At 70.7% G+C, this 25,500-nt stretch carries 22 protein-coding genes; 11 read left to right on the forward strand and 11 right to left on the reverse strand.

All coding sequences use genetic code 11. The annotated features are described in order from the left end of the window. Nucleotides 1-61 precede the first annotated feature (61 nt). On the forward strand, nt 62-1,465 hold the full coding sequence (locus AC2IPW_RS04555) for a cation:dicarboxylate symporter family transporter (RefSeq protein WP_486376386.1): 1,404 nt from the start codon (nt 62-64) through the stop codon (nt 1,463-1,465). Between the two features lie 92 nt (nt 1,466-1,557). Here the strand turns inward: AC2IPW_RS04555 and AC2IPW_RS04560 are convergent, their stop codons facing one another. The 5 genes from AC2IPW_RS04560 to AC2IPW_RS04580 all read right to left on the reverse strand — a co-directional run bounded on the left by AC2IPW_RS04560 (nt 1,558) and on the right by AC2IPW_RS04580 (nt 7,394). Further along, nucleotides 1,558-2,601, reverse strand: coding sequence for a nucleoside hydrolase (locus tag AC2IPW_RS04560; protein ID WP_486376387.1), 1,044 nt, complete (start codon nt 2,599-2,601; stop codon nt 1,558-1,560). Between the two features lie 58 nt (nt 2,602-2,659). Then, nucleotides 2,660-3,577 carry a LysR substrate-binding domain-containing protein gene (locus AC2IPW_RS04565; RefSeq protein ID WP_003936731.1) on the reverse strand — a complete coding sequence of 306 codons (918 nt, stop codon included), beginning with the start codon at nt 3,575-3,577 and terminating at the stop codon, nt 2,660-2,662. A gap of 10 nt (nt 3,578-3,587) precedes the next feature. Further along, nucleotides 3,588-5,180, reverse strand: coding sequence for an alkyl hydroperoxide reductase subunit F (gene ahpF / locus AC2IPW_RS04570; protein ID WP_486376388.1), 1,593 nt, complete (start codon nt 5,178-5,180; stop codon nt 3,588-3,590). Nucleotides 5,181-5,312: 132 nt separating this feature from the next. Further along, nucleotides 5,313-5,876 carry an alkyl hydroperoxide reductase subunit C gene (gene ahpC / locus AC2IPW_RS04575; RefSeq protein ID WP_003936729.1) on the reverse strand — a complete coding sequence of 188 codons (564 nt, stop codon included), beginning with the start codon at nt 5,874-5,876 and terminating at the stop codon, nt 5,313-5,315. Between the two features lie 195 nt (nt 5,877-6,071). After that, complete coding sequence (locus AC2IPW_RS04580; RefSeq protein ID WP_486376389.1) at nt 6,072-7,394, reverse strand: MBL fold metallo-hydrolase; 1,323 nt, start codon at nt 7,392-7,394, stop codon at nt 6,072-6,074. 298 nt (nt 7,395-7,692) lie between these two features. Here AC2IPW_RS04580 and AC2IPW_RS04585 point away from each other — a divergent pair, with 298 nt between their 5' ends. Beyond that, nucleotides 7,693-8,439: a Mut7-C RNAse domain-containing protein gene (locus tag AC2IPW_RS04585; protein WP_416062765.1), complete on the forward strand. Its 747-nt coding sequence runs from the start codon at nt 7,693-7,695 to the stop codon at nt 8,437-8,439. Nucleotides 8,440-8,444: 5 nt separating this feature from the next. Here the strand turns inward: AC2IPW_RS04585 and AC2IPW_RS04590 are convergent, their stop codons facing one another. Then, nucleotides 8,445-9,149 (reverse strand): ANTAR domain-containing protein, encoded by a 705-nt coding sequence (locus AC2IPW_RS04590; protein WP_416062766.1) that lies wholly within the window; start codon nt 9,147-9,149, stop codon nt 8,445-8,447. A gap of 191 nt (nt 9,150-9,340) precedes the next feature. On the opposite strand from AC2IPW_RS04590, the gene AC2IPW_RS04595 reads away from it, so the two are divergent. Then, a complete protein-coding gene (locus AC2IPW_RS04595; RefSeq protein ID WP_416062767.1) occupies nt 9,341-11,494 on the forward strand; it encodes an NAD(+) synthase in 2,154 nt (717 codons plus the stop codon). Here AC2IPW_RS04595 and AC2IPW_RS04600 read toward each other — a convergent pair. The 3 genes from AC2IPW_RS04600 to AC2IPW_RS04610 form a co-directional block, all read right to left on the reverse strand. Continuing rightward, on the reverse strand, nt 11,465-12,697 hold the full coding sequence (locus AC2IPW_RS04600) for a MalY/PatB family protein (RefSeq protein ID WP_486376390.1): 1,233 nt from the start codon (nt 12,695-12,697) through the stop codon (nt 11,465-11,467). The two genes, AC2IPW_RS04595 and AC2IPW_RS04600, sit on opposite strands and share 30 nt — an antisense overlap. 200 nt (nt 12,698-12,897) lie before the next feature. After that, nucleotides 12,898-13,491, reverse strand: a complete 594-nt coding sequence (locus tag AC2IPW_RS04605; RefSeq protein ID WP_416062769.1) for a maleylpyruvate isomerase family mycothiol-dependent enzyme — start codon at nt 13,489-13,491, stop codon at nt 12,898-12,900. Nucleotides 13,492-13,596: 105 nt separating this feature from the next. After that, nucleotides 13,597-16,317, reverse strand: a complete 2,721-nt coding sequence (locus tag AC2IPW_RS04610) for a LuxR C-terminal-related transcriptional regulator (RefSeq protein WP_416062770.1) — start codon at nt 16,315-16,317, stop codon at nt 13,597-13,599. A 254-nt stretch (nt 16,318-16,571) separates the two neighbouring features. On the opposite strand from AC2IPW_RS04610, the gene AC2IPW_RS04615 reads away from it, so the two are divergent. Beyond that, nucleotides 16,572-17,777 carry a cytochrome P450 gene (locus AC2IPW_RS04615; protein WP_486376391.1) on the forward strand — a complete coding sequence of 402 codons (1,206 nt, stop codon included), beginning with the start codon at nt 16,572-16,574 and terminating at the stop codon, nt 17,775-17,777. Between the two features lie 221 nt (nt 17,778-17,998). On the opposite strand, the gene AC2IPW_RS04620 is transcribed toward AC2IPW_RS04615, so the two are convergent. Next, entirely contained in the window at nt 17,999-18,550 is a 552-nt protein-coding gene (locus AC2IPW_RS04620; RefSeq protein ID WP_289380683.1) for a hypothetical protein, read from the reverse strand. Nucleotides 18,551-19,040: 490 nt separating this feature from the next. Here AC2IPW_RS04620 and AC2IPW_RS04625 point away from each other — a divergent pair, with 490 nt between their 5' ends. The 3 genes from AC2IPW_RS04625 to AC2IPW_RS04635 all read left to right on the forward strand — a co-directional run bounded on the left by AC2IPW_RS04625 (nt 19,041) and on the right by AC2IPW_RS04635 (nt 20,895). After that, complete coding sequence (locus AC2IPW_RS04625) at nt 19,041-19,268, forward strand: hypothetical protein (RefSeq protein ID WP_152975314.1); 228 nt, start codon at nt 19,041-19,043, stop codon at nt 19,266-19,268. Nucleotides 19,269-19,458: 190 nt separating this feature from the next. Beyond that, a complete protein-coding gene (locus AC2IPW_RS04630; protein WP_486376392.1) occupies nt 19,459-20,436 on the forward strand; it encodes an LLM class F420-dependent oxidoreductase in 978 nt (325 codons plus the stop codon). Between the two features lie 123 nt (nt 20,437-20,559). After that, entirely contained in the window at nt 20,560-20,895 is a 336-nt protein-coding gene (locus AC2IPW_RS04635) for a hypothetical protein (protein ID WP_003936717.1), read from the forward strand. A gap of 18 nt (nt 20,896-20,913) precedes the next feature. On the opposite strand, the gene AC2IPW_RS04640 is transcribed toward AC2IPW_RS04635, so the two are convergent. Further along, entirely contained in the window at nt 20,914-21,162 is a 249-nt protein-coding gene (locus AC2IPW_RS04640; RefSeq protein WP_289380684.1) for a hypothetical protein, read from the reverse strand. A gap of 672 nt (nt 21,163-21,834) precedes the next feature. On the opposite strand from AC2IPW_RS04640, the gene AC2IPW_RS04645 reads away from it, so the two are divergent. From AC2IPW_RS04645 to AC2IPW_RS04660, 4 genes are read left to right on the forward strand one after another with little or no spacing between them, the layout of a single operon-like run. After that, nucleotides 21,835-22,857 carry an ABC transporter substrate-binding protein gene (locus AC2IPW_RS04645; protein ID WP_486376393.1) on the forward strand — a complete coding sequence of 341 codons (1,023 nt, stop codon included), beginning with the start codon at nt 21,835-21,837 and terminating at the stop codon, nt 22,855-22,857. Next, nucleotides 22,854-23,963, forward strand: a complete 1,110-nt coding sequence (locus AC2IPW_RS04650) for a FecCD family ABC transporter permease (RefSeq protein WP_003936714.1) — start codon at nt 22,854-22,856, stop codon at nt 23,961-23,963. Before AC2IPW_RS04645 ends, AC2IPW_RS04650 begins: the two co-directional genes overlap by 4 nt. Continuing rightward, a complete protein-coding gene (locus AC2IPW_RS04655; protein WP_003936713.1) occupies nt 23,960-24,742 on the forward strand; it encodes an ABC transporter ATP-binding protein in 783 nt (260 codons plus the stop codon). Before AC2IPW_RS04650 ends, AC2IPW_RS04655 begins: the two co-directional genes overlap by 4 nt. Continuing rightward, a complete protein-coding gene (locus AC2IPW_RS04660) occupies nt 24,669-25,499 on the forward strand; it encodes a hypothetical protein (protein WP_003936712.1) in 831 nt (276 codons plus the stop codon). Before AC2IPW_RS04655 ends, AC2IPW_RS04660 begins: the two co-directional genes overlap by 74 nt. Nucleotide 25,500: the final 1 nt, after the last annotated feature.

The raw sequence follows: 25,500 nt of genomic DNA on the forward strand, positions 1-25,500 counted from the left end.
TCTATCAGGAACGTGACCGCGATCACGAAGCCCCCGAAACGCCCATCCGAGAGGATCCGCCATGAGCACGTCACCAGACTCCCGGGCACCCGGCGCCACGCCACCGGCCAAGCGCAGAGACCGCACGCACTGGCTCTACGTCGGTGTCATCGTGGCAGTGGTGGCCGGCGTCCTCGTCGGCTGGCTCGCCCCGGACGTCGGCAAGTCGTTCGGTGTCCTCGGCACGATGTTCGTCGACCTCATCAAGATGATGATCGGCCCGGTCATCTTCTGCACAATCGTCCTCGGCATCGGCTCGGTGCGGGCCGCCGCCAGCGTCGGCAAGGTCGGCGGCCTGGCGATGGTGTACTTCCTCGGCATGTCCACCGTCGCGCTGGGCATCGGCCTGGTGGTGGGCAACCTGCTCGATCCGGGCAGCGGCCTGAACCTGTCCCCGGAGACCGCCGGCGCCGGCGCCGCGCTGGCCGACAAGGCCCACGCCACGGGCGGGACCATGGACTTCATCGCGTCGATCATCCCCACGTCGCTGCTGTCGGCGCTCACCGAGGGCAGCGTGCTGCAGACCCTGTTCGTCGCTCTGTTGGTCGGCTTCGCGCTGCAGTCCCTCGGCAAGACCGGCGAGCCGGTCCTGCGCGGTATCGGCTACGTGCAGAAGCTCGTGTTCAAGATCCTGTCGATGATCCTGTGGCTCGCTCCGATCGGTGCCTTCGGCGCCATCGCCAACGTGGTCGGGCAGACCGGTCTCGGCGCGGTCGTCCAGCTCGGCACCCTGATGATCGGGTTCTACCTCACCTGCGTGCTGTTCGTGTTCGGTGTGCTCGGCTCCCTGCTGCGGATGGTGTCCGGGGTGTCGATCTTCAAGCTGGTCAAGTACCTGGCCCGCGAGTACCTGCTGATCTTCGCGACGTCCTCGTCCGAGTCCGCGCTGCCGCGGCTCATCGCGAAGATGGAGCATGTCGGGGTCGAGCGCACCACCGTCGGTGTCGTCGTGCCCACCGGGTACTCGTTCAACCTGGACGGCACCGCCATCTACCTGACGATGGCCTCGCTGTTCATCGCCGACGCGCTCGGTTCGCCGCTGTCGCTGGCCGAGCAGCTCTCCCTGCTGGTGTTCATGATCGTCGCGTCGAAGGGCGCGGCCGGGGTGAGCGGGGCGGGCCTGGCCACGCTCGCCGGCGGCCTGCAGAGCCACCGTCCGGAGCTGCTCGACGGCGTCGGCCTCATCGTCGGCATCGACCGGTTCATGTCCGAGGCGCGCGCAGTCACCAACTTCTCCGGCAACGCCGTCGCCACCCTGCTGGTGGGAACGTGGACCGGAACCGTCGACCGCGGTCGCGTCCGCGACGTCCTCGCCGGCCGCATCCCGTTCGACGAGGAGACCATGGTCGACGACCACGGCCCGGCCGCCGCGCAGCCTGCCGTCGTGGTCGAGAAGGAGGAAGCGAAGGTCCTGGCGCGCGCCTGACGGGTCCCGCTCGCGGAACCCCTTGTGGCCGAATGTCACACCGGTTCGATCTGATCGAACCGGTGTGACATTCGGCCATACACGCACGCGTGTCAGGCCGGCCGGAACAGGGCCGCGACGTGTGCACCGACCCGTTCGACGAGGTGATCGAAGAAGGCCTGCGGGTCCGTGGCGACGACGATCTCGGCGTTCGGCGGGCGGCCCCACATGCCGGACCAGTCGGCGACGGTGGTGCCGCGGGTGAGCCGGCCGTCGAGTTCGACGTCGACCGTCGCCGGGCGGGTGGTGAAGGGCACCGTTCCGAGGGCGACCGCCGCCGCGAACGGATCGTGGACGTGTGCCAGGAAGCCCTGACCCTGGTCGCGGTGGAATTCCATGTAGAAGCGCAGCGCATCGGACAGGTGCCGCACGATCGGGTTGGACTCCTGCGAGCGCAGACCGCGCGGATCGTCCGGCGAGAGGATCTCGGCCGGGACGCTTCCCGCGGTCTCGGCGAGACGTCGCAGGTGTTCGGGCCGCATAGCAATCGACTCGGTGGTGTCGAGGGAGCACACGATCGGCCGGCGGTCGGGCGGCACGGCGGAGAACGCGTCGAACACCGCCTTCGCGGCCTCCGGATCCACCGCGACGTTCCATTCCGAGGTGGGGGTGGTGTTGCCCGGGTAGTTGAACGCCCCGCCCATCACGACCAGACGGCGCAGCCGGTGGGGGAGTTGCGGGTCGAGCCGGACGGCCAGCGCCAGGTTGGTGAGCGGACCGGTGACGAGGCCGACGAGTTCGCCGGGGTGCGCGCGGGTCAGTTCCACCCACGCCTCGGCGGCACTGCGGCCCGAGGGACCGTGACCGGGGGTGGGCAGGTCGGCGTAACCGACGCCGAGCGGGCCGTGCGTGTCCTCGGTGGTCATCAGCGGCGCGACGAGCGGGGCCTCCGATCCGACGGCGACCTCGATGTCCGGTCTGCCGCACACCTGCAGCCACGCCAGGTTGTTCGCGGTCACCTGCGCGACGGGCACGTTCCCCGCGGTGGAGAGCACCGCGGCGATCTCCGCTTCCGGACTCGCCAGCAGGTAGAGCAATGCGAGCGCATCGTCGATACCGGTGTCGACGTCGGCGACGAGACGGATGGGTTCGGGCACCCGCCCATCCTGCAGCACGTGCCCGCGGTCCGGAACGGCCGGTGCCGCGGACTGCCGCTCACGCGGGCGGTGTCGTGTCGACCAGGCCCTCGGGGAGCCGGCGGAACATCTCGGCCAGCTGAGGCAGGAAGTCGCGGAAGCCGCTGGTCTTGCGCCAGAACATGCCGATGTGGCGACGCGGGACGGGATCGGCGAACCGCAGCAGCCGGATCTCCGGGGGCTGCGCGACCGGGGTGGTGACGGCCAGGCGCGGCAGCAGGGTCACCCCCACCCCTGCGATCACCATCTGCCGCAGGGTCTCGAGGCTCGTCGCCCGGAAGCCGTTGCGTTCGGCGGCTCCGGTCAGCCGGCACACCTCGAGGGCCTGGTCCCGCAGGCAGTGACCGTCCTCGAGCAGCAGCAGGCTCTCGTCCGCGATCACCGACAGCGGGGCAGGTTCGGGGGTGGCAGCCAGGGGATGGGAGGCCGGGACGGCGAGCACGAAGTCCTCGGAGAACAGGTACTCCTGGTGCAGGTGGTCGTCGTCGATCGGCAGTGCGAGCACACAGACGTCGAGGTCGCCGCGGCGGAGCCGCTCGAGCAGGTCCTCGGTCTTCTCCTCGATCAACAGCAGTTCGAGATCGGGGAACCTCGCCCGTACCGACGGCACGACGTGCGGGAGCAGGTACGGGGCGAGGGTCGGGAACAGGCCGATGCGGAGCGTGCCCGACTCCGGGTCGGAGAACTGCCGGGCGATCTCGCGGATGTTCGCGGTCTCGCTCAGAATGATCCGGGCGCGCTCCACGATCTGCGTGCCCGCGCCGGTCAGGGTGATCTGACGCGGGCTCCGCTCGACGAGTTCGACGCCGAGTTCCTGCTCGAGCTTGCGGATCTGGGTCGACAGCGTCGGCTGGCTGACGAAGCAGGCCTCCGCCGCCCGGCCGAAGTGGCGATGGTGCGCCACTGCGGCCAGGTACTCGAGATCACGCAGATTCACGACGGACGAACTACCGGACGGTCGCGGCGACCGAGTCCTCGGCCGGGGCGCTGGTACGGATGAGATGGTCGAACGCGCCGAGCGCCGCCGTCGCGCCGGCACCGGCGGCGACGACGATCTGCTTGTACGGCACCGTCGTGCAGTCGCCGGCCGCGAACACACCCGGCACCGAGGTCTGGCCGCGGTCGTCGATCACGATCTCACCGCGCGGCGACAACTCGACCGTGCCGGCGAGCCACTCGGTGTTGGGCAGCAGGCCGATCTGGACGAAGACGCCCTCGAGCTCGAGCGTGTGCGACGTCTCGGTGGTGCGGTCCAGGTAGGTCAGGCCGGTGACCTTGTTTCCGTCGCCGAGGACTTCGGTGGTCGCCGCGCTGACGACGATGTCGACGTTGGGCAGACTGCGCAGTTTGCGCTGCAGCACCTCGTCGGCGCGCAGCACGGAGTCGAACTCGACGAGCGTGACGTGCGCGACGACGCCGGCGAGATCGATCGCGGCCTCGACGCCGGAGTTGCCGCCGCCGATCACGGCGACGCGCTTGCCCTTGAACAGCGGTCCGTCGCAGTGCGGGCAGTAGGTCACGCCCTTGTTGCGGTACTCGGTCTCGCCGGGCACGTTCATCGAGCGCCACCGCGCGCCGGTGGACAGGATCACGGTACGGGCGAGCAGGGAGGCGCCGCTGTCCAGTTCGACCTCGACGAGGCCGCCCTCGGTGGTCGCGGGCACGAGCTTCGCGGCGCGCTGCAGGTTCATGACGTCGACGTCGTACTGACGGACGTGATTGTCGAGCGCGGCGCCGAACTGGGGACCCTCGGTGTAGGGCACGGAGACGAAGTTCTCGATCGCCATGGTGTCGAGCACCTGGCCGCCGAAGCGCTCGGCAGCGAGACCGGTTCGAATTCCCTTGCGGGCGGCGTAGATCGAGGCGGCCGCGCCGGCCGGTCCGCCGCCGACGACGAGTACGTCGAACGGGTCCTTCTCGGCGATCGCGGCGGCCGCGCGGTCTGCGGCGCCGGTGTCGAGCTTGCCGACGATCTGCTCGAGGCTCATGCGGCCCGAGTCGAACAGCTCACCGTTGAGGTACACCGTCGGTACGGCCATCACCTGGCGCCCGTCGACCTCGTCCTGGAACAGGGCACCGTCGATGGCGACGTGCTTGATGCGCGGATTGAGCACGCACATCAGGTTCAGGGCCTGCACGACGTCCGGGCAGTTCTGGCAGGAGAGCGAGAAGTAGGTCTCGAAGTGCAGTTCGCCGTCCAGGTCGCGGACCTGCTGCTGCAGTTCCTCCGGCTCCTTCGACGGGTAACCGCCGACCTGGAGGAGGGCGAGTGCGAGGGAGGTGAACTCGTGACCGAGCGGGATGCCGGCGAAGCGGACCTCGATGTCGGTGCCGACCCGGTGGATGGCGAAGGAGGGGCGCCGGGCGTCGTCGTCGCGGCGCTCGTGGGTGATCTTGTCCGACATCGCCGCGATCTCGTCGAGGAGGGCGGCGAGTTCGGCGGACTTGGGTCCGTCGTCGAGGGAGGACACGAGCTCGATCGGCAGGGTCAGCCGCTCGAGGAGGGACTTCAGTTGGCCGGCGAGCGAGGCTTCGAGCATGGGTATCTACTCCATCGACGGGTGGGAAGCGGTGATCGGAAGGCGCACGGCGCCGGGTGGTTCGGCGCTCCGGGAGCGCGGGGCCCGATGTGGGCCGGGCCCCGCGCCGCAGGAATGTCGGATCCGGAGGTGTCAGATCTTGCCGACGAGGTCCAGCGACGGGGCGAGGGTCTCGGCGCCCTCTTCCCACTTCGCCGGGCAGACCTCGCCCGGGTGCGACCGCACGTACTGGGCGGCCTTGACCTTGCGGACGAGCTCGGCGGCGTTGCGGCCGATGCCCTCGGCGGTGACCTCCATGAACTGGACGATGCCGTCGGGATCGACGAGGAAGGTGCCGCGGTCGGCCAGGCCCTCGTTCTCGCGCAGCACCTCGAAGTCGGTGCTGATCTGCAGGGTCGGGTCGCCGATCATGGCGTACTTGATCTTGCCGATGGTCTCGGAGGAGTCGTGCCACGCCTTGTGCGTGAAGTGAGTGTCGGTGGAGACCGAGAAGACCTCGACGCCGAGCTTCTGCAGCTCCTCGTAGTGGTCGGCAAGGTCACCGAGCTCCGTCGGGCAGACGAAGGTGAAGTCGGCCGGGTAGAAGAAGAAGATCGCCCACTTGCCCTTGATGTCCTCGTCGGAGACGGAGATGAAACCACCCTCCTGGTAGGCGGTCGCGGAGAAGGGCTTGATCTGCTTGTTGATCAGGGCCACGTTGAACCTCTGTTCGGTCGATGGGGAATCTGACCTTTCGAACACTAACGAGTTTCGATAGATAAGGCCAATCGGTCGAGCCCATTCCATTGATAGCCTGCATCTATCGACCCGATCGACCCGGAGAAACCCCCAGCTGGGCGACGGAACCGCCGTCGACGCGCAGACGCGGTGCGCGACAGGAAGTGACCGATATCACGGCTGGTGGGGGGCGGTATCGGTGACGCGGAAAACCGGGTAGCGCGGGGCCACGGCCGCGAGCTCCGCCGGGGTGGGTTCACCGGTCAGGCCGAAGTACATGTCCGCCTCCCGAGCGATCTTCCGGTGGCCGGGCTGCCGCCCGCCCCGCAGTAGATAGGCGCGGACGATGTCGGCACGGGCGGGGACCGGTATCTCGGCCAGGGTGACCGCCCGGCGTCGGCGACCGCGAGCCAGCACCGCGCGCCCGCCGGCAGCCCGCACGTTGCGGGCCCATTGGGACTGCCCGGCCAGCGACAGCAGGTACTGCTCGCCGTCGTGGTCCAGCAGCACCAGGTTGGTCCGACGCACGACACCGGAGCGGCGGCCGGGGACCTCGAGCGTCACGACACTCCGCGGACTGAGTCGCAGCCGGGTCAGCGCGTGGCCGAGCCACTGCAGCCGCGCGTACAGCGGCGGTGGGGGCCGATACCGGCCCGCTCCGCCGTAGCGGGGCGCGGCCACGGCGGTCCGGAGCCTGCGCAACCGGCCGGCCCGGGGGCGGTCGAGCTGCCGGGCCAGGTGGTGCAGCGCCCCGGTCGTCCCGGTGGTCAGCGGCAGCCCGTGCCCGGGGGCGAGTATCCGCGGCTCCAGTGCCGCCAGGGCAGCGACGGACCGCACGGCCGCCGGCCAGTTCCAGGTGGTGTACCGGGGTGGCCCGGCCGGCCGCTGCCGGCCGGTCAGCACCCCGGTGACCGAGTTCAGGTCCACGGTCGCCGCGGCGTCCCCGGTGATCAGCACGCCGTCGCTGCGCCGCAGGTAGGCCACGTGCCCAGGGGTGTGCCCGGGGGTATGAACCCATTGCCAGTCCGGCAGTCCCGGCACCACGCCCCCCGGCTCCAGCGGGCGCACGACGTCGGTGATGTCGCCTGCCTGCTCGATCCGCGCCCGAGTCCGCCGGGGCAGCAGTCGCATCAGTGGGGCCACCAGCCACCGGTCCAGCGGCATCGGATACTCCTGCCGGTAGCGGCCTGCAGCCATCGGCAGCTCCGCGGGGTGCACATACACCGGCGCTCGCCAGGTCCGGGCCAGCGCTCCGGCCGCCCCGCAGTGGTCCGGGTGGATGTGGGTCAGCACGATCGCCGCCGGTTTCGTGCCCCGGCCGAACAACGACTCTGCTGCCGCGGTGACGGCCTCGGCGCTGCCGGCCCAGGCCGCGTCCACCAGTACCCACGGCGTTCCCGACCCGAGCAGGTAGACGTTGGGGGCGACGGCAGTCCGCCCGGCCCGGAGCAGGTGGACGCCGGGGGCGATCCGGTGCGGTCCGGTGCGAGTGGTCATCGGGTGCTCCTGCTGTGCTGATCGCCGACGATCCCGAGTCGGTCGCGTGCTGCCAGGCCCCGAGCCGGTCGCGAGCCCGGGCGGTCGGCAGCGCACGATCACCCCGCCGAAGGGCGGGCGATCCCGACCACCCTTCGGTTCTCTGTCCGGCAGCGCCGTGAACCGATATCCGGTCAGTGTATTCAACCTGCTCGATGTCGATCGACTTCCGCCGGCACACGCTGCCGCCGGAGGCGCGTGCCGGATAGTCGGGCTCCGGGAGGTTGTGCCGATCCACGCTCCGCGCGACCATCGTTCGATGACCGGCCATGTCGAGGTCCGGGCGTACGCCGAGTTGAACGACTTCGTTGCGCCCGAGTCACGGGGCGTCGCGGTGCGGCGACCGTTCCGGAGCCACCAGACGGTCAAGGACGTCGTCGAGGCGATGGGCATACCCCACACCGAGATCGACCTGATCGTGGTCGACGGGGAGCCGGTGGACTTCGCGTACCGCCCGCGGCCGGGTGCCCGCATCGCGGTCTATCCGCTGTTCGAAGCGCTCGACATCGAACCGATCACCCGGCTGCGCCCGGTTCCGCTGCGTGACCCCCGCTTCGTGGTCGACGTGAACCTGGGTCGCCTGGCACGCCTGCTCCGGTTGCTCGGGTTCGACGTGCTCTGGACGTCCGACATGGACGATGCGGAACTGGCGCGGATCGGGAGTGCCCATCAGCGGATCCTGCTGACCCGCGACCGTGGACTGCTCGAGCGCCGGGAGATCACCCACGGGTTGTTCGTGCACGCCGACCGTCCGCTCGAGCAGATCGTCGAGGTCGTGCGCCGACTCGATCTCGGGGCACGGTTCGCTCCGTTCACCCGGTGCCTGCGCTGCAACGGCAGACTCGTCGCGGTGCCCAAGGAGGAGGTGCTCGAGCAGCTAGAGCCGCTCACTCGCCGCTTCTACGACGACTTCTCCCGCTGCACGGAGTGCGGCCGGATCTACTGGGCGGGCTCGCACCACCGGAAACTGGTTGCTCTCGTGCGGGAGATCGGTGCGGAGATCTGACGCGCTCAGATGCGCAGACCGACCTCGACGATCGCCTGGGCGACGGCGCGCACCGGCGCCTGATGGCGGCGCGCGTAGGAGCGGATCAGTTCGAACGCCGCGGCCGGGGTGACGCCGCGGGCCTGCGCGGTGATGCCCTTGGCCTGCTCGACGACGACGCGGGTGTCGAGCGCGGTCTGCAGTTGCGCCGAGAGCTGTTCCTGCTGGCGCAGCTTGTCGGAGTTGACGATGTAACCGGTGGCCATGTCGGCGAACACCTGCGCGGCGGCGAGTTCGTCGTCGGCCCATTCCCGGGGTTGGCGGCAGTAGAGGTCCAGGGCACCGACCTTGACCTCGCCGAGTTGCATCGGGACGCCGGCGACGGCGGCGATCCCGAGCAGCCGTGCCTCGGCGGCGAATTCCGGCCACAGGTCGTCGCGGCCGCGGACATCGGCGACGGCGACGGTCTCGCCGTGGTTGAACGCGTGGGCGCACGGTCCGGCGTCGAATCGCTCCTGGCACCGTTCCATCGCCTCGATCCGGTCGCCGGCGGCGGTGACGAACCGGAGCCGGCCGTCGACGTGCAGAGTCACTCCGGCCCCCGTCAGTTCGAGCACGGAGGTCACCTTGCGCACGACTGCGTCGAGGGCGGCGTCGACCTCGTACGGGGTCAGCAGGCGCTGCGCGAACTTCGACAGTGCAGCGACGAATTCCTCGTGCCGGTAGGCCATCACCACCCCCTGGGCCGCGCGGACGTATCCCGTCGTACTTCAAGTGTTCCCCGAAACGCCGCGATGATGCCGCGAAAGTCCGGATCCGGACCGCTGCACGTTCCCGAGTGGCGCCGAGCGCCTGGGTCCCTAGGATTCGATCACGCGATCCGGGCGCCGCGGACGCGAGCGACGGAGAAGGAGGCTGTGCGATGACCGAGGAAGCCGGCACTCGGGACGTCCCCGACACCGAGGCGGGAGCCGAGTTCCGGTCCAGCTACCGCCACGGCTTCCTGCGGGTCGCGGCCTGCGCGACGCCGACGGCGATCGTCGACCCGGCGGCGAACGCGGCGACGGTGCTTCGGGCCGCCCGGGTCTGCCACGACGACGGGGTCGGGCTCGCCGTGTTTCCCGAACTGACCCTGACCGGGTACTCGGTCGAGGACCTGTCGATGCAGGACACGGTGCTGGAGGCGGCCGAGCGGGCACTGGCGGAGATCGTCGCCGGGTCGGCGGGCCTGCTGCCCGTCCTGCTGGTGGGCCTGCCGTTGCGGCACCGGCACCGGATCTACAACGTGGCGGCGGTCGTGCACCGCGGGCGGATCCTGGGGGTCGCCCCCAAGTCGTATCTGCCGACGTATCGGGAGTTCTACGAGCGCCGGCAGATCGCGCCGGGCGACGACGTGCGCGGCACGGTCCGGATCGCCGGTCACGAGGTCCCCTTCGGTCCCGACCTGCTGTTCGAAGCCACCGATGTTCCCGGTCTGGTGCTGCACGTGGAGATCTGCGAGGACATGTGGGTTCCGATCCCACCCGGCGCGGAGGCCGCCCTGGCCGGCGCCACGGTGCTGGCGAACCTGTCGGGCAGCCCGATCACCGTCGGCCGCGCCGAGGACCGGCATCTGCTGGCTCGTTCGGCGTCGTCGCGCTGCCTGGCCGCCTACGTGTACTGCGCGGCGGGAGCGGGGGAGTCCACCACCGACCTGTCCTGGGACGGGCAGGCAATGGTGTACGAGAACGGGATGCTGCTCGCCGAGACCGAGCGGTTCCCGCGCGCCGAACGGCACGCGGTGGCCGACGTCGATCTCGAACTGCTGCGCAACGAGCGCACCCGCATGGGCACCTTCGACGACAACCGGCGTCGCCACGCGGACCGGCTCGACGCGTTCCGCCGCATCGCGTTCACCCTCGCGCCTCCACTCACCGACATCGGGCTGCGACGCCGGGTCGAGCGCTACCCCTTCGTGCCGTCCGATCCGGCTCGCCTCGAGCACGATTGCTACGAGGCCTACAACATCCAGGTCGCGGGGCTCGAGCAGCGCCTGCGCGCGTTGAGTGGTCCGAAGTCCGGCGGCCCGAAGGTCGTGATCGGCGTGTCCGGCGGACTCGATTCCACGCACGCGCTCATCGTCGCTGTCAAGGCGATGGACCGGCTCGGCCGTCCGCGCGAGGATGTGCTCGCCTTCACCCTCCCGGGGTTCGCGACGAGCGACCGGACCCGGGAGAACGCGCGCAGGCTGTGCCACGCGCTCGGGGTGACGCTCGAGGAAATCGACATCACCCGTGCCGCACACGTGATGCTCGAGGACCTGGGGCACCCGTTCGCGCGCGGGGAGCAGGTCTACGACATCACGTTCGAGAACATCCAGGCCGGGCTGCGCACCGACTATCTGTTCCGGGCCGCGAACCAGCGCGGTGGACTGGTGCTCGGGACGGGGGACCTGTCGGAGATCGCGCTGGGCTGGTCGACGTACGGCGTCGGGGACCAGATGTCGCACTACAACGTCAACGCCGGGGTGCCGAAGACCCTCGTCCAGCATCTGATCCGCTGGGTCGTCTCCTCCGGACAGTTCGACGACGGCGAGCCGGCCGGCAATGCGGTCGGCGCCGTTCTCGAGGCCGTCCTGGGCACCGAGATCAGTCCCGAACTGGTCCCGGTCGGGGAGGGGGAGACACCGCAGAGCACCCAGGTCACGATCGGTCCGTACGACCTGCACGACTTCTTCCTGTTCCAGGTGCTGCGTTTCGGGTTCCGGCCGTCGAAGATCGCCTATCTGGCGTGGCAGGCCTGGCACGAGACCGGTGCCGGGGACTGGCCGTCCGGCCATCCCGCGCATGCCCGCCGCGCGTACGACCTGCCCGAGATCCGGCGGTGGCTCGGCGTGTTCGTCCAGCGGTTCTTCGCCTTCAGTCAGTTCAAACGGTCCGCGATGCCGAACGGACCGAAAGTTGCTGCCGGTGGCTCGCTCTCACCGCGCGGGGACTGGCGCGCGCCCTCGGACGCGTCCGCGCGCATCTGGCTCGACGAACTCGAACGGGAGGTGCCACACGACTGCTCAGGTGCCGAGGAGGCCGGTCAGCGGTGAGTCGGCTCGCCGCCCGTGCATCGCTGCCGAGATGCCGTCGAGGATGTGCTCGAGGACGGCCGCCGACGTGGCGAAGTTGATGCGCACGAACGCTTCTGCCGAAGGTCCGAAGGGTCTGCCGCCGTCGACCAGCACCCGGCCGAGGTCCCGGATCCGGCGGACCGGATCGTCGACGGCCGCAGCCGAGACATCGACCCAGGTGAGGTAGGTGCCCTCCGGCCGATGGTGGCGGGCTTCCGGCAGGTGCTCGCGCAGCGCGGCGTCGACCCGCCGGCGGTTGCGGTCGAGCACCCGGAGCAGGGTGTCCTGCCAGTCCTGGCCGTGTCGCCATGCGGCCAGGGTGCCGAGCACCGCAGGGGTCGAGACGGTGCCGTACAGGTCGGGCGGTTCTCGGTCCCGCACGGCGAGCAGTTGCTTCGACCCGTAGTGCGCGACGGCACAGCGCAGTCCGGCGATGTTGAATGCCTTGCCGGCCGAGGTGAGGGTGATCGTTCGAGTCCCCGCGTCCGGACTGATCGACGCGAACGGGATATGCCGGTGGGGCGCGTAGATCAGCTCCGCATGGATCTCGTCGCTGACCACGAGCAGGTCGAACTCGGCGGCAAGTTCGGCGATGCGGGTGAGTTCGGGACGGGTGTGGACGCGTCCGGTCGGGTTGTGAGGGTCGACCAGGACGAGCACTTTCGGGCGCTCGGCGACGAGCGAGGCCCTGAGCGTGTCGAAGTCGAGCCGCCACCCCTCCTGGGTGTCGACGAACGGGAATTCGACGGTCCTGCGGCCCATTGTCGCGATCGTGGCCAGGAAAGGCGGGTAGTTCGGGGTCTGGATGACGACGCCGTCGCCACGCTCGGTGTGCAGGTGCAGGATCAACTGCAGTGCCTGGATGAGATCGGTCTGCTCCCGTACGTCGGCGGGGTCGACGGTCCATCCGTACCGGGACTGCATCCGCCGGGCGAACTCCGCGCGGAGCGGGGTGCCGCCGGCCCAGTCGGGGTAGCCGAGTTCGCCCGACCGGGCCGCGTCGCACAGCGCGTTCCCGATCACGGGGGCGATCGGGAAGTCCATGTCGGCCACCCAGGCCGGGAGGGCGCCGGCGCGGACGGCGCGTGCCCACTTGACGCCGGTCCGGCGAGCGAGATCGCCGATATCGAGGTCGTCGAATCCGGGATGACGGCCCTCCGGCGTGGGTGACGCTTCGGTCATCGGTGAGCCCCGGGCCGAAGACGCCTGCGATGCGGCGATCCCCGTCCGGTCGGCGTCGTTCGTCGTCGGGTGGCCGAACGGTCCATGCAGTGAGTGTGCCCGCCCCGCGGACCGGACGGGGTCGAACCCGGCATCCGATCCGGTGCCGTTGCTCCGTCACACCAGGCGGTGGCGAGGGTGCTGTCGCGTCGGCCGGTCGTTCAGCCACGACGTAAGGTGCGGCCGTCGGGCAGGGTTCGGCCGCTCAGCAGCGCCACCAGGCGTCCGCTGTCGGCCCGCACCACCTCGCCACTGCCCCAGGCCCAGTCGGTGTTGTCGGCTTCGAGCCGGACCTCGGTCAGGTCGACACCGAACAGCGCGCCGTTCGCGGCGGTGAGCTGGTCGAGGACGGCTACCACGGCCTCGGTCGGCGCCACCGTCGGCCGATCGAGCGCGACCGTGACGTCGAGGGAGTGGATCACTGCGTGGCTGAGTGCACCGGCCGCCCCGCCGCCCGGCGGCTGCCACGAGTGCAGCAGCGGTGACCGGAGTTGGGCCAGGTGCTCGGAGACCGGCAGGACGGCGTCGCGGGCGGCCACGGTGTCCGACAGCACGGTGAAGTCGCCGCCCGCCGCCGCCATCTCGGCTCCGAACTGCCCGGGTGTGAGCCGTGCCGGCATGGTCACGTGGGCGACCACGTGGCGAACCTGCCACTTCTCGCAGAGCGAGGGTGCGTCCCAGGTCTCCGCGGGGACGGAGGCGAGCAGGTCGGCCAAGCCGCCGTACGTCGGCGCTACCCCGGATTGCAGGTTCACAGTCGGTTCCCTTTCAGTCGGTGGGGCAAGGTGATCGTCGAATTCGTGCTGCGAGAGTTGAGACTCCGCGGGCCGGACGAACTCATCGGGGGAACGGGGGCGTGCTCAGGCGAGGACGTTGTCGTGCAGGTAGTTCGCCAGCTGGGTGCGGGAGCGGACACCGAGTTTTCGGTACAGCCGTCCCAGATGCATTTCGATGGTCTTGACGCTGAGGAAGAGCTCCTCGGCGATCTCCCGGTTGGTGCCGCCGTGCGCGGCGAGCCGGGCCACCTGCAGTTCCTGCGGGGTGAGCCGGTGCCCGGCAGCGGGTGCGGACCCGTCGACCGGCCGGCCGACGGCGCCGAGTTCCGTCGCGGCCTGCGCGGCCCACGTACGGGCACCGATGTGCCGGAACGCGACGAATGCCGCCTCCAGGTGTTCGCGTGCATCGCGCCGACGCCCGGCGCGGCGCAACCGCTCGCCGAAGCACAGGGCGGTCCGGGCGGTGTCGAACGGGGAGGGTGAGCGTGCGTGCAGGTGCAGGGCCCGGGTGAACCACGCATTGCATTCCGCGTCGTCGCCGATCAGGGCCCGCGCCCGGCAGACGAGAGCCCCGAGCGCGTCGGGCAGTCCGAGGTCCGGGAGCAGGCGCAGCTGTTCGCGGACCGCGTCCGGGATCTCTCGTCCCGTCCGGACGTACGCTTCGATCAGGTCGGCGGACGACGCCCGGGTGAGAAGGAGGTCGTCCGCGCCGCCAAAGGGCCGACGGTTCGCCTCCTGCAGAAGAGAGAGGGCGCGGTCGGGCCGATTCAGGCTCAGTTCCAGCAGCCCGAGCGCATCCAGGGCGTCGCGGTGCATCTCGCCCGGGCCGATCCGCTCGCGGATCCGCAACGACTGGGCGGCGTGCGTCCGGCAGGCCTGTTCGTCACCGAGCTGCGCCTCGAGTTCCGCCAGGCATCCGAGGGCCGCGCACAGCACGAGCAGCTCACCCGTTCGGGCGGCCAGTTCGACGGCCTCGGTGGCCGCGCGACGACCGGAGTGCAGACGTCCGAGGCGACTGTCGGTCAGCGCCGTGACGTACAGGGCCAGGGGCAACTGACCCCAGGCGCCTTCGGCTCGGAGCCGGTGCACCAGCGGCTCGAGCACCCGCCGCGGGTCGCCGTCCTCCCCGTGCCAGGCCACGGCGCCCAGCTCCGCCAGCAGAACCCATTCGACGTCGGCGTCGGCACCCGACCGCGCCAGCGCCTCGGCATCCTGCAGCCAGCGCACCCCGTCGGAGGTGTTGCCGGACATCGACAGCGCGCTGCCGATCACGAACGTGCCGAGCAGTGCCGTGTCCGTGTCCCGGGGTGGCGCGGCTCGGATCGCCCGGCGGGCGAGCCGCAGCGCCCCTTCCGGCTCGCCGCAGACGAGCGCTCCCTCCGCCGCCAGGGCCAGCAGGTGCGCACCGCGCGCCGGACCGAGGTCGGCGGCACTCGTCTCCCATAGTCGGCGTGCGACACACGCTGCGCCCGTGTGCAGTTCGACCCGTCCACGGATGCTCGCGCCCACGGCACGCAGCTCCGGATCGGTGGTGTGATCCTCGGATCGGTCCAGCAGTCGCAGCGCCGTCGTGCTGCGACCCGCGCGCCGGGCCGCGTCGGCTGCGGCGCACAGGCGCCGGGCCGTGCCCGGCTCGTCGGCGGAGAACGCGGCGGCCTGTTCCATGACGACCGCGACGGCTGCGCATCCGCGGCGTTCCGACGTCAGCCGCGCGGACTGTTCGAGTTCCCGGGCGGTGTCCTCGTCCGGGGCGAGGGTGGCCTCGGTCAGGTGCCACGCACGACGATCCTGCCGAGCCGGATCGGTGAGCCGGTCGGCCACCGCGCGGTGCAGCGCTCGCCGTCGTGTCGGGGACAGATCGCAGACCGCGGCGCTCCGGATCAGCGGATGGGGAAAGGACAACCGGCCGCCCCCGAACGAGGCCAGCCCGGCGTCCTCGAGTGCCGCCAGGGCACGACGGTCGATCCCCAGGTCGGTCAGGACGGCGGACACCACCGGCAACCCGTCGTCGGCGGCCACGGCCGCGACCTGGAGGGCGTGGCGCGTCGCACCGTCCAGCGCGGCGATACGGGTGCCGAAGATGCCGGTCGCGGCGGTTCCGGCGCGGACCGGGAGGCGCAGTGGCCGGGTTCCGGCGAGTTCGTCGGCCGAAAGAGTGCCGGCCAGTTCCACGAGTGCCGACGGGTTGCCGCCCACCTGCGCGGCCGCCGCCGACACCACGTCGTCCGGGAGCCGCCGCCCCAGGACCGCGGCCAGCAGCTGCCCGGCCGCGACGTCGTCGAGTCCTCGCACCACCGACGTCTCGAGGCCGGCCGGACCCCGCGGTTCGCGGGTGGCGACAAGTATCCCGATCCGCTCGGTGCGCAGCCGCCGAGCGACGAAGACGACGGCGTCCAGAGTCGGCCGGTCCAGCCACTGCGCATCGTCGACGAGCACCAGCAGCGGCGTGCTGCAGGCGGCTGCCGTCAGCGTCCGCAAGAACTCGGCGCCCACCGCGAAGCGGTCCTCCGGGTCGGGGATCTCACGCTCGGCGGAGCCGCGCAGCGCCCGGGGTGCCGGCGCCGCGTGGGCCGGCATCACCGTCAGCAGCCGTTCGAGTGCCGCGAGGGGGAAGGACGTTTCGGCCTCCGCGCCCGAGACCGCCGGCACCCGGAGTCCGCCGGAATGATCGCGGGCGTAGTCGAGGAGAGCGGTCTTGCCGATGCCCGCTTCGCCGCTCAGGACCAGCGCACCACCCGCTCCCTGCCGGAGGGCGGCAAGCAGCCGATCGATGCGTGCGCATTCCGGTCCCCGCCCGAGCAGCACAGATTCACCGTAGCCCCGGGCCGGGGCCGGAACCCCTCTTCTCAACCGAAATGGAAGCACCGGACGCCCGGCTCCACCGAAACGAGACCCGTCGGTACGGGGCGGGGAGGTCCGCGGCACGCTCGTTCGCGTCCCCTGATACGTAGGCCCTGATACGTGGGCCCTGATACCGGGCGTGATGCCCGGCTGAGGGGTAGGCGCGCAGTAGGGTCACTGCGGTAACGGGGAGCGCTGTGACATGAAGTGAGGGGCCCATGTCGGTGTCCGAGATGATGTCGCCGGGAACTCGTGCCTTCTGGGACCGGAGTTTCGCCGGGCGGTTGTCGTTGTTCGAGGCGCTGCGTGCCCGGCCGGCGATCGAGTTCCACGCCGAAGTCACGGGTCCGGGTTTCTGGTCGGTGGTCGGCTACGACGACGTGGTCGCGGTGAGCCGTACCCCGGAGCTGTTCTCCTCGGCACAAGGTTTCACCATCGACGACGTCCCAGCCGAGATCCGCGAGTTCGCGATGTCGATGATCGCGATGGACGATCCCCGCCACCGGAGCCTGCGCTCGATCGTGCAATCGGCGTTCACCGCGGCCTCGGTCCGCTCGATCACCGACCGTATCCGCGGGCATGCCCGCCGGATCGCCGCCGATCTGCCGCGGGGGGAGGTGTTCGACTTCGTCGACCGAGTCGCCGGCCGGTTGCCGGTGCAGGTGATCTGCGAATTGCTCGGCATCCCCGACCCGGATCGGCCGCGGATCGTCGACCTGGCGGGCGAGGTGATCCTCGGGGGCGGGGAGGACTTCGCGACCGCGCCCGGGGGTGCACTGGGACTGGCCCAGATCTACGGATACGCCCTGGATCTGGGGGAGAGGCGCAGGACCGAGCCGGGTAAGGACCTGACCTCGACGTTGATGACCACCGTCGTCGACGGACAGTCCCTGACCCCGTCCGAGTTCGGCTCGTTCGTCATCTTGCTGCTCACCGCCGGTTTCGACACCACCCGGCAAGCGCTGGCATGGGCGCTGCACCTGCTCAGCACGCACCCCGACCAGCTGCGGCTGCTACGCACCGAATTCGCCGCCCGCATCGACGGCGCGATCGACGAGGTGATCCGGTACGCCTCCCCGGTGCCGTACATGCGCCGCACCGCCACCGTCGACACCGAACTCGGCGGCGCCCGCATCCGGGCGGGGGAGAAGGTGGTGATGTGGTACCTGTCCGCCAACCACGATGCCACCGTGTTCACGGACCCGGACCGGTTCGACATCACCCGCCCGAACGCCGGCAGACATCTCGGGTTCGGCGCCAGGGACATCCACCACTGCCTCGGTGCCCATCTCGCCCGCACCGAGTTGCGGGTGATGCTCGAGGAACTGCTCTCCGCCCACCCAGGGATCCGCGCGGTCGGCGAGCCCGAACTGCTGTTGTCGGCGTTCGTCAGCGGCCTCGGCTCCCTGCCGGCACGCGTGTGAGACCGGCCCGGATCCGGTCCGCCGCGCCAGGTGCCCTCCCGCCTGCACCCAGGTTCCGGCGTCAGGCGGCCCGCGCTCGCCGCTGTCGGCGCGTCGTTGCGGTTCCGAGGTGGGGCGGCCGGCCTTGCGCCCGGCAGTACCTGACGGCACCACAGTTCGGATGTCACCTGTTCCCATCAGTCCCGACCACCTTCGGCGTGGTTTCGGCCGGCGGTGGCTGGTTACGCATCGTCCAGCGCGTGGGCGTGATCCGCCGCAAAACGTGCCCGGCCCCTGGACGGCTGTGGTCGTTTCTCGTCCTCGCTCTTGTTCGTGTGGTGCGGCGTTTCCTCGTCCTCGTCTTTTCCGTGCTCCGGTTCCTCGCCGACAGTGGAGTCCGCAGTGTGCTGCGGGTGAGTATGCCCGCGACGGCCGATCCTCTTCACCCCCGCGGCCAGGTGCCCGCCGCCGGCGACGACGTTCGCGCCGCGCGACCGGAGGCGGTCGCGGAGCGAACCGACGTGCTCGCCGGTGGCCTCGACCGTGGCGGCCGCCGTGTCGAGTAGCTCGTCCCGAACCGAGTCGCCGAGTTTCGTGATCTCCGGTGACGAGGCGAGGAACTCGGCTCCTTCTGCGAGCAGATCCTGAGGCCCACTGGGGGACCGCCCGCCCGCTCGGGCGATCTTCACGGCCAACTTCAACTGGCGCGTGCGTCCCAGCAGGTATCCGGCGCCGACCGCAGCGGCAACCTCGACTCTGGTTTTGGTTTTCGCGATTTTCATGATCGAACCCACTTGCTGTGTGTCGTCGCCGCGCACTGCCTCGGACGTCGGAGCATGTGGGCGTAGGACGCGTCGGTGCGCGCGGGCATATACCCCTGATTACCCCGCGTCCCAGGTCAGCAATCACGAACTCCATCGGAAGCCCCGCAACGCCTCAGTAGAGAAGGAACCGTGCAGGACACCGCTGTTCGATCCGATCCCGGATCGGGACAGCGGCCGTGAAGCCGGAGTGAGACCGCGTCGGGCGACGAGGCGCGGGAGCTGTACCGGACGACGCTCACCGAGCTCGGCGTCGCTGGGGAGGTGTGCAGGGGGCTCGAACGAGGTGGCATCGAGCGGAGCGGGGGTCCGGCACCGAGACGTCGGGACGTGGCGACATGTCGCCGGGATGCAGGGTTTTCCCCGTCGCCGCCGCCGAGTTCGTCGGCAATTCTGATACACAGCCGATCCATCTCCGTGCCGTCGGCGCACACCGGTCGCGGCACGAGGCGCAAGGAGAAACATGATGAGCAGGAATACGTTTCGTGCGGCAGTAGCAGCGACCGCCATGGCCCCCATGATCGCCCTCGGTACCGGAGCCGCGACCGCGGCACCGGCCGTGCCCACCGCACCCGCCCCCGTCGCCGAGTTCGTGCAGCCGGCGGTGCTGGGTCCGCTCGGTGTCGTCTGTGTTCCGTTGATCTTCGTTCCGGTCGTCGGAGTGCCCCTGTTCGTGGTCTGCCTCGTCTGACCCCGGAGCGACGTCCCGTTGCGGCGACCCGGCCGGGCCGCCGCAACGGGACGGGCGTGCCTACCGAGATGCGCAGCCGGTATCCCGGTAGCTCCTCCCCGACTGTCGTGTACCGAGACGGCCGCTGGGTATCCGGTGGATCGCCGGCCTCGGCGCGGCGCCCGACACCGACCACGGGAGGAAACGAACAGTGACCGACTTCGGCTACACCATGCTCTGCGAGCAGTCCCGGCCCGACCACCTCGTCCGCGACGTGCAGATGGCGGAGCAGGCCGGCTTCGATTTCTCGGTGATCAGCGACCACTACAACCCGTGGCTGGAGGAACAGGGACATTCCGGATACGCGTGGTCCGTCCTCGGCGCCGCGGCGCAGGCCACCGAGCGGATCCCGCTGATGACCTACGTGACCTGCCCGATCCTGCGCTACCACCCGGCGGTGGTGGCGCAGAAGACAGCGACGATGCAGATCCTGTCCGGGGGCCGCTTCCGCCTCGGACTGGGTGCGGGGGAGAACCTCAACGAGCACGTCGTCGGCAAGGGCTGGCCCGCCGTCGGCACCCGGCACGAGATGCTGGCCGAGGCCGTGGAGATCATCTCGGCACTGTTCGACGGGGGGAACGTGAACTTCCGCGGCGACTACTTCGACGTCGAGTCCGCTCACCTGTACGACCTGCCCGAGGACAGGGTGCCGATCGGGATCGCCGTCTCCGGTCCGCGGTCGTGCTCCCTCGCCGGGGAGAAGGCCGACCTCATGGTCGCCACCGAACCCGAGCCGGACCTGACCCGGATGTTCGACGAAGCGGGGGGAGCGGGCAAACCACGAGTCGGGCAGATCGCCGTCTCCTACGACACCGACCGGGACGCGGCTGTGCAGCGGGCACACGAGCAGTTCCGATGGTTCGGCCTCGGCTGGAAGGTCAACCCGGATCTGCCCGCACCGTCCTCGTTCGCGGCCGCGACCCAGTTCGTGACGCCCGAACAGGTCGGGGCGCAACTGCCGTGCGGCGACGACATCGACGAGTACGTCGACAAGGTCCGGCCGTTCGTCGAGGCGGGGTTCACCGAGGTCGCCCTCGTCCAGATCGGCGGTGACCGGCAGGAACCGTTCATCCGGTGGGCCGAACGGGAACTGCTGCCGGCGCTGCGGAGTCTGCTGCCGGGCTCGTGAAACGCGGGCGGCTCCCACCGCGATGGTCTCGGTAGAAGTCAGTTTTCGCTGACGCCGCAGACCTCGGATCCGTGTGGTCCCGAGACCGCAACCGACGGTCGTCCGGCGTCGAAGGGTGCCGAGATGAACGTCGAAACGCGCGTAGCCGGACTGCGTCAGTGGCGCACCGATCGTCTCGAGGACCTCGTGGCCGAGCTCGAACGCACAACCGATCCGGCCCTGCCGTGTTCGGCCCGCGACGTCGCGCGTACCGAGCTGGCGTCGCGCCGGGAGGGTGGAACGGTGGACTGGGTGTGCCGGGTCAGGACCCAGCCCAGGTCCGGCAGTCGTTCGGCGCTGCTGACCCTGGCGTTGCCCATCAGGCTGTCGGAGCCGGAGGTGCGTCACGCGGCCCTCGCCCGTGCCCGCGAACTGTTCGGGTCCGACGTCGTCGTCGACAGCGTGCAGTTCGGCAACTGAGGAAGTTCCCCGGAACGCTCAGGGACCGAGCCGCACCGCCGAGATCAGACCGGAGACGGTGGCGGCGGTACCGACCGCGACGAAGCCGGTGACCATGGTGGCGACGGCCCCCGCGGAGACCACGGTGCCGAGCACGCTACCCAGCCGCGGACGCAGGCCGGGCATCGTGCGGGCCGGGGCCGGGTCGTCGAGGCGTATCGGGTGGGGCGCCGTCGCGGGCGGCAGAGCGAAGAGAGGATCGGTTCGGTGGGCGAAGTTCTCGGACATCAGTGTCTCCCCGTCCGTCGTTGACACTTTGTGCGTCCAGTGTCGCGGCGGTGGGTCTCCGGCAGATGGCCGCATTTTGAACTCTGGGTTTCGTGGAGCAGGCCTGCACGCGCCCGGACGCCGGCCACCGCCCCCTGCGCGGTGACCGGCCGCCGGTCCGCATCCCCACTCGACGTTCCGGCGCGTTCCCCTCCGAGGAGGGGCCGGGAGCGACGGCTCCGGCTGCACGAGAGTGCGGCCTGTCCGACAGCCTCCCTCGTGTGCAACGCATCGGAGCCTGCCGCGGTGCCGGAGTGAGGGCCCGCGAACGGGGTGAAACCGGGGGTGAATTTCGAGCACCCGGCTCGGACGACAGGACGGCGCCTCGGACGCCGTCCCGGGGACCCGGGCATTCGGGACCGGCCCTGCGATCCGTGCCGATCCTCGACATGCATAATGACCGCAGCGTTGCTGACGCCCATGCAGGGAAAGTCCGGTCCGAGTCCGGCGCTGACCCGCAACGGTAGACCGTCCACCCGACGGTGAGCCCGATCGCCTGCATGGACGTGCGCGACTCCGGTATTTCGTCGTGGTCTACGAGATGGAGTCCAGCAGGGTAGTCGGTGACCTCTGTCCGGGGCCGCTGCCGTGCCGGAGTCTGCCTCGTGCCACCTGAGCAGAGCACGAGGTCCCATGCCCGTCGACTTCCGCCGTCCCGCCCGCGATGCCGCGGCGGCTCTCGCCGTCCTCACCGTCGCCACCGCGGCCCTGACAGGCTGTTCGCGTGGTGCCGACACCGGCGCCGGCCCGTCCGCCGCGGCCTTCGACGAACCGGTCTCGATCACCAATTGCGGTCGCACCGCCACCTACGACGCGCCTCCGCAGCGGATCGTGTCGATGAACGACCACGTCACCGAAACCCTGATCCAGATGGGTGTGGGGGACCGCATCGTCGGCATGGGGTACGGCGAGAAGGACGACCCGCTCCCCGAGACGGCCGAGCAGTTCCGGGCGATCCCGTCGCTGGCCGCCGAGTACCCGACGTACGAGCAGATCCGCGACCTCGAACCGGACCTGGTCGTCGGCGGGATGCGCAGCGCATTCGACGACAAGACCGGCCGGGGTCGGGACGCGCTCGAGCAGGCGGGTATCCACACGTTTCTGTTCTCCGAGTACTGCGGTGCCGGGTTCTCCGATATCGCCTTGCTGGAGAACGACTTCGCCCAGCTCGGCGCTCTGCTCGGTGCCGAGGAGCAGGCCGCGGAACTGACCGAGTCGATCACCACCGAACTCGACGCGGTACGTGCCCGGCTGGAGCAGGCCGGCGTCGCACCCGTGCGCACCTTCTTCTACGACTCCGGCGAAGCCGAGCCGCTCTCGGTCGGTGGCGTGGGCATCGGCAACCTCATCGCCGACTACGCCGGCGCCGACAACATCACCGCCGAAGGCCCGAAGCCGTACTTCACCACCGGCTGGGAGATCGTCGGTGAGCGTGCGCCCGAGGCGATCGTCGTACTCGACTACGGCGCGACCAGCGCGCAGGACAAGATCGCCTATCTGAAGAACCAGCCGATCGTGGCCACCACGCCCGCCGTGCGTAACGACCGTTTCGTCGTCGTGCCGCTCGACGACTTCTTCGAGAGTTCGCGCATGGTCGACTCGGTCGCGACGATCGCCCGCGGACTGCACCCGGCCGCGTTCCCGGACGCGCAATGACCTCCGCCGGCACCCTGACCGGCCCCTCGTCGCCGCACGCGCCGGCCCCGGCGGTCCGGGAGAGTGCCGGGGGCGCGCCACATCGTTCACTGTGGCTGATCCTGCCGCCGCTGCTCGCCGCGCTCGTGCTGGCGCTGGCGGGCGCCGTGTCGCTGGGCACGGTGAACATCCCCTTCGGCGACGTGTGGGCGATCGTCGTGCACCGCCTCGCACCGGGAACCTTCACGCCGTGGTGGACCGCGGCGCGGGAAGCGATCGTCGTCGACTCCCGCCTGCCCCGAGCGTTGACGGCCGCCGTCGTCGGTGCCGCGCTCGCGATCGCCGGCGTGGTGGCGCAGGCGGTGACCCGCAATCCGCTCGCAGATCCCTACCTGCTGGGCGTGTCCTCCGGTGCCGGGTTCGGGGTGGTGCTGGTGACGGTCCTGGGTGTCGGTGGCGGCGCACTCGGTGCCTTCACCCTGCCGTTCGCGGCCTTCCTGGGAGCCCTGGTCCCGCTGGCCGGTGCGGTCGCGGTCAGTGTGCGCGCCCACGCCGTCACCGCGATCGTCCTCGTCGGCGTGGCGATGTCGATGGTGTTCTCCGCGGCGACCACCTTCACCCTGCTGGTCCTCGGCGACGACCATCAGCTTGGCACCGTGATGCGCTGGCTGGCAGGAGGATTCGGGGATGCGACCTGGTCGATGCTGACCGTGCCCGCACTGGTCCTGCTCGTCGTCGGCGGCGGCGTCCTGCTGTGCGGCCGCCAGCTGAACCTGCTGCTCGTCGGCGACGACGGGGCGACCGCGCTGGGACTGGACGTGCGGCGGTTCCGCATCCTGATCCTGCTCGCGGTCTCGCTGCTCACCGCCGCGGCAGTGGCGGTCTCGGGGACCGTCGGCTTCATCGGACTGCTGATCCCGCACGTCGCCGGTCACCTCGTCGGCCGCAACAGCGTCCGGTCGATCCCCGTGGCGGCGGTGGCCGGAGCACTCGCGCTGGTCCTGGCCGACGTCGTCGCCCGCTCGGTCAGCAGCTCGACCGAACTACCGGTGGGGGTCGTCACCGGCCTGCTCGGGGCACCCGCCTTCCTCGTCATGCTGTGGCGCAGCTACGGGCGGGCCCTGTGACCCGCCTGCGCGCCACCGGGGTCCGTGCCCGGCTGGGCGAACGCATCGTTCTCGACGGGGTGGACCTCGACGTGGCGGCGGGCCGGGTACTCGCCCTCGTCGGACCCAACGGCAGCGGCAAGACGACCCTGCTGCGTGCCTGTTACCGCGCGGTGCCGGTCGGGGCCGGCGCGATCACCGTCGACGACCGGGACGTCACCGACATCAAGCGCCGCTCCCTCGCCCGTCTCGTCGGGGTCGGCGTCCAGGAACCGGTCGCGCTCGGCGGGACGACCGTCCGCGAATCGGTGCGGCTGGGACGCACCGCCCGACGCGGCTGGCTCGAGCCGTTCGGCGACGACGACCGGGCGGTCGTCGAGGACGTGCTCGGCCGGCTCGGGCTGCTGCACCTCGCCGACCGCGACGTACTCGCCCTGTCCGGGGGAGAGCGCCAACGCGTCTCCATCGCCCGGGCCCTGGCCCAGCAACCCCGGGTGCTGCTGCTCGACGAGCCGACCAATCACCTGGACCTGCGTCACCAGCTGGCCGTGCTGGAGCTACTGCGCAGCCTCGCCTCGGACGGGCTCGCCGTCCTGGTGACGCTGCACGACCTGCGGCTGGCGACCGAATACTGCGACCGCATGGCGGTGCTGGACCACGGGTCGGTGGTCGCCGAAGGAACTCCGGAGGACGTGCTGCGACCTGCACTGCTCGCGGAGGTCTTCGGTGTCCGCGGCCGGGTGGGTGTGGACCGCGACGGCCGGCGCACCCTCGACGTCCGGGGGCCGGCCGATGCCTGACAGCCACCCCGACGCCGTGGCGCGTGCCTACGCCGCGTCCCGGGCGCTGCTCGGCGACTTCGCGCACACCGTCGACCTCGGGCCCGTCGTCGTTCCGGGTGCGGTCACGACCGATCCGCACTGGCTGGCCGAACGGGTCCGCGACACCGGGCGCAGATGGAACTGCCCCGACCCCCGGGTCGCCGGCACGCTCTGGTGGTACTCGGCCAGTTCGACACTCGTGGCCGGACCCGTCGCGATGCTCCTGGCCACCGGCAGCGCCCCCGACCCCGACCCGGCCCGGTGGCGCTGCACGCTGCGGCCGGACGGCTACCTCGGCGCGGTACGGTCCTCGCACCTGCTGACCGGGGCCGAGGCCTTCGCGCGTGCTCTCGGGCCGGCGCTGTCGGCGATCGTCTCGCCGCTGGCGGGGGTGTCGGGTGCCTCGGAGCGGGCGCTGTGGGCCGTCGCGTCCGACTCGATCGCCAATCGCGCTCTCGACGCCGGGCGTGCCGCCCACCGCGCCGAGGACGGATGCGCCCTTGCCGCCGTGCTGTCCGTACCGCCGCTGATGCCACCGCGTTTCGTCGACGTGGGGCCGACCGGGACCGTGACGGCGGCGCCAGGCTCGCCGGAATCGGGACGGCGTTTCGTGCGACGCAGCTCCTGCTGCCTGATCTATTGCGCGACCGACAGCGACAAGTGCACGAGCTGTCCGCGTCGGGCACCGGCCGACCGCGACGCGGCGTTGCGGCGGTACGTCGCCGCACGGACGTGAG

The organism is Rhodococcus sp. NS-SX18 (assembly GCF_057367935.1).

Bases quoted from the DNA above. Each gene is read 5' to 3' on its own strand.
- AC2IPW_RS04580 (WP_486376389.1), bottom strand. From the start codon at position 7,394: ATGACCACTCGCACCGGACCGCACCGGATCGCCCCCGGCGTCCACCTG.
- AC2IPW_RS04595 (WP_416062767.1), top strand. From the start codon at position 9,341: ATGACCGAGGAAGCCGGCACTCGGGACGTCCCCGACACCGAGGCGGGA.
- AC2IPW_RS04585 (WP_416062765.1), top strand. From the start codon at position 7,693: ATGACCGGCCATGTCGAGGTCCGGGCGTACGCCGAGTTGAACGACTTC.
- AC2IPW_RS04615 (WP_486376391.1), top strand. From the start codon at position 16,572: ATGTCGGTGTCCGAGATGATGTCGCCGGGAACTCGTGCCTTCTGGGAC.
- ahpF (WP_486376388.1), bottom strand. From the start codon at position 5,180: ATGCTCGAAGCCTCGCTCGCCGGCCAACTGAAGTCCCTCCTCGAGCGG.
- AC2IPW_RS04625 (WP_152975314.1), top strand. From the start codon at position 19,041: ATGATGAGCAGGAATACGTTTCGTGCGGCAGTAGCAGCGACCGCCATG.
- AC2IPW_RS04555 (WP_486376386.1), top strand. From the start codon at position 62: ATGAGCACGTCACCAGACTCCCGGGCACCCGGCGCCACGCCACCGGCC.
- AC2IPW_RS04635 (WP_003936717.1), top strand. From the start codon at position 20,560: ATGAACGTCGAAACGCGCGTAGCCGGACTGCGTCAGTGGCGCACCGAT.
- AC2IPW_RS04590 (WP_416062766.1), bottom strand. From the start codon at position 9,149: ATGGCCTACCGGCACGAGGAATTCGTCGCTGCACTGTCGAAGTTCGCG.
- AC2IPW_RS04645 (WP_486376393.1), top strand. From the start codon at position 21,835: ATGCCCGTCGACTTCCGCCGTCCCGCCCGCGATGCCGCGGCGGCTCTC.
- AC2IPW_RS04640 (WP_289380684.1), bottom strand. From the start codon at position 21,162: ATGTCCGAGAACTTCGCCCACCGAACCGATCCTCTCTTCGCTCTGCCG.
- AC2IPW_RS04600 (WP_486376390.1), bottom strand. From the start codon at position 12,697: ATGACCGAAGCGTCACCCACGCCGGAGGGCCGTCATCCCGGATTCGAC.
- AC2IPW_RS04650 (WP_003936714.1), top strand. From the start codon at position 22,854: ATGACCTCCGCCGGCACCCTGACCGGCCCCTCGTCGCCGCACGCGCCG.